Below are 3,840 nucleotides of genomic sequence, written 5' to 3' on the forward strand. Positions count from 1 at the left end.
GCGGCGAACGCGTTCCTGGACGGTCTGGCGTGGGAGCGTCGGGGTCGTGGTCTGGTGGCGACGTCGGTGTCGTGGGGCAACTGGAAGGCCACCGGGATGGCCGAGGGCGCGGCTGCGGAGCAGTTGGCGCGTCTGGGTGTGCGGGGTATGGAGCCGCAGTTGGCGGTGCAGGCGCTGCGTCAGGCGATCGAGCGGGACGAGACCGCGCTGACGGTCACCGACATGGACTGGGAGCGGTTCGCTCCCGGGTACACGTTTGCTCGTCGGCGTCCTTTGATCGAGGACATTCCGGAGGTCGCCCGTGTTCTGGCGGAGGACTCCTCCGAGGCTCCCGACGACGACACGGCCGGATCCGAGCTGCGGGCCACCCTGGCCGGCCTGAACCAAGCCGAACAGCAAGCGGCGTTGGTCGATCTGGTACGTGATGAGGCCGGCGCCATTCTGGGGCATGCGTCCTCCGTGGAGATCACGGCCGCGAAGCCGTTCAAGGACCTCGGGTTCGACTCGCTGACCGCGATGGAACTGCGCAACCGGCTGACCAAGGCCACCGGCCTGCGCCTGCCCGCCACCCTCGTCTTCGACTACCCCAACCCCCAGCAACTCGCGGCTCAGCTGCGTACGGAACTGGTGGGCAGCGGTCCACTCGTCGCACAGACGGCGAGCGCAGTGAGCACGGCAGCGGACGAACCGCTGGCGATCATCGGTATGTCCTGCAAGTACCCCGGTGGCGTCCTCTCGCCGGAGGACCTGTGGCGCATGGTCATGGACAACCGAAGTGAACTCTCGGACATGCCGAACGACCGCGGATGGGAGAACTGGGGCATCACCAGCGGTGGTCGTGCCGGCTTCCTGCACGAGGCGGGCGACTTCGATGCCGGGTTCTTCGGGATCTCGCCGCGTGAGGCCATGGCGATGGACCCGCAGCAGCGGCTGCTGCTGGAGACCTCGTGGGAGGTCATCGAGCGCTCGGGCATCGACCCGCACTCCCTGAAGGGCAGCCGTACCGGTGTGTTCATCGGCGGAACGGCCGTCGAGTACGGAGCCCTGCTGATGAACTCATCAGGCAGCCAGGGCTACGCGATCACGGGTGCCTCGGGCAGTGTGATGTCCGGCCGGGTGTCCTACGCGCTGGGCCTGGAAGGGCCCGCGGTCACGGTCGACACGGCGTGCTCGTCGTCCCTGGTGTCCATCCACCTCGCTGCCCAGTCGCTGCGCACCGGGGAATGCGACCTGGCCCTGGCCGGCGGCGTGACCGTGCTGGCCACCCCCGGGGCGTTCGCGGAATTCGATGCCCTTGGCGGCATGGCTTCCGACGGCCGCTGCAAGGCCTTCTCCTCCGATGCGGACGGTATCGGCTGGGGTGAGGGCGTCGGCATGCTGGCGGTGGAACGTCTGTCGGACGCGCGCCGCAACGGTCACCGGGTTCTGGCGGTGATCCGCGGTTCGGCGACGAACCAGGACGGTGCCTCGAACGGCTTGAGCGCGCCGAACGGTCCGTCGCAGCAGCGGGTGATCCGGCAGGCCCTCGCCAACGCCGGCCTGTCGGCTGCGGACGTGGATGTCGTCGAGGCGCACGGTACGGGTACGACGCTGGGCGACCCGATCGAGGCCCAGGCTCTGCTGGCCACCTACGGTCAGGACCGGCCGCAGGACGCCCCGCTGTGGCTCGGGTCGATCAAGTCGAACATCGGCCACACGGCCGCCGCGTCCGGTGTGGCGGGTGTGATCAAGTCGGTACAGGCTCTGCGGCACGGCATCATGCCGGCGACCTTGCACGTCAAGGAGCCCACGCACCAGGTGGACTGGTCGCAGGGCGCGGTGGAACTGCTGACCGAGAACCGGGAGTGGCCGGAGTCGGACCGTCCGCGCCGTGCCGGTGTCTCCTCGTTCGGCATCAGCGGCACCAACGCCCACATCATTCTCGAGGAAGTAAAGGATGAGGCGGGACAGCCTCCGGTCGTCGAGTCTCAGGTCCCCGCGGTACCCGCTTTGACCACCTCGGTCGTGCCGTGGGTGTTCTCTGGGCGGTCGGCAGGAGCTCTGCGCGGCCAGGCGGCCCGACTGCAGAGCCTCGCGATGCGGGAACCTCACCCCGATGTGAACGACGTGGCGCTGTCGCTGGCGACCACACGGGCTCACGTGGACCACCGCGCGGTGGTGCTGGGAGGCTCCGTCGCCGAACTGACGGAGGGGCTGGAAGCCGTGACCGCGGGGCGGCTCGGTGCCGGAGCGGTGTCGGGTGACGGAGAGCCCGCCGGCCGTGTCGTGTTCGTGTTCCCGGGTCAGGGTTCGCAGTGGGTCGGCATGGGTCGGGAGTTGTGGGATTCCTCGCCGGTGTTCGGTGAGTCGATGGTGGCGTGTGAGCGTGCGCTGTCGCCTTTGGTGGACTGGTCGCTTCGGGACGTGGTGTTCCGTGAGGCGGACGATCCGCTGTGGGGTCGGGTGGACGTGGTCCAGCCGGTGTTGTGGGCGGTGATGGTGTCGCTGGCGGCGGTGTGGCGTTCCTTCGGTGTGGAGCCCGCCGCGGTGATCGGACACTCCCAGGGCGAGGTCGCCGCCGCGTGCGTGGCGGGTGGCCTGTCCCTGGAGGACGGTGCCCGGGTCGCTGCGGTGCGCTCCCGTCTGGTGTTGGAGAAACTGTCGGGCAAGGGCGGCATGGTCTCGGTGTCGCTGCCGGTGACCGACGTCGAGGAGCGGATCGCGTCCTTCGACGGCCGGATCGGCGTCGCCGCCGTCAACGGACCCGCTTCGGTCGTCGTCTCGGGCGAACCCGACGCACTCGACGAGCTCCTGGCCTCGTGCGAGGCGGACGGTGTCCGGGCGCGACGCATCGCGGTCGACTACGCCTCCCACTCCGCGCAGGTCGATGTCCTCAACGAGGACCTGCTGCGCGAACTGGCCGACATCCGACCGCAGTCCTCCTCGGTGGCGTTCTATTCGACGGTGTCGGGTGAGCGGATGGACACGGCTGGTCTGGATGCCGGGTATTGGGTGCGGAATCTGCGGGAGCGGGTTCGGTTCGAGCCTGTCAGCCGCCTGCTGGCGCAGAAGGGTGCTGTCTTCATCGAGTCCAGCCCGCACCCCGTCCTGACCATGGCGTTGACCGAGACCGGGGATGTGGCGGAGACCCCTGTGGTCACGGTGGGTTCGTTGCGTCGTGGTGATGGTGGTGCGGATCGGTTCGTGAGGTCGTTGGCCGAGGCGTTTGTGGCTGGTGTGCCGGTGGACTGGTCTGTGTTCTTCGCTGGTGGGTCGGCTCGGCGGGTGGATTTGCCGACGTATGCGTTCCAGCGTGAGCGGTATTGGCTGAAGGATGCGGTGGCGCCTGGTGTTGGTGCTGCTGTTGGTGTGATGGATCCGGCTGATGCGGCGTTCTGGGACGCGGTGGAGCGTGGGGATCTGGATGGTCTTGTCGGTGTTCTGGATGTGTCCGGGGCTTCGGTGGATGACGCGGTGGCCGGTGCGCGGTCGTGGTTGCCGTTGTTGTCGCAGTGGCGTCGGGGTCGCCGGGATGCGTCGACGTTGGATGCGTGGCGGTATCGGACGGTGTGGCGTTCGCTCGCGCTGGACTCCGACGCACGGATGAGCGGTACCTGGCTGCTGGTTTCGGCTGCCGGGGACGGGCCTGCGAAGCCGATCCGGGAGGCGTTGGTCGCGGCGGGTGCCGAGGTGGTGCCTTTGGTGGTCGGTTCCGAGGTTGATCGTGCGGAGCTTGCGGGTCGGTTGGCCGGTGTGGGTGTTCTGTCCGGTGTGGTGTCGTTGTTGGGTTGGGGTGGTGAGTCGGCGGTGGCGTCGACGGTTGCTCTGGTTCAGGGGCATGCGGATGCTGGTGTGGGGGCG

General features: G+C 68.6%; 1 protein-coding gene. It reads left to right on the top strand.

Translation table 11 applies throughout. The features are described from left to right. On the top strand, positions 1-3,840 hold a 3,840-nt coding region (locus tag ACFYW3_RS39105; RefSeq protein ID WP_389389046.1), incomplete at both ends, for an acyltransferase domain-containing protein.

It is taken from the genome of Streptomyces sp. NPDC002602, assembly GCF_042889445.1.
Classification (GTDB): Bacteria; Actinomycetota; Actinomycetes; order Streptomycetales; family Streptomycetaceae; genus Streptomyces.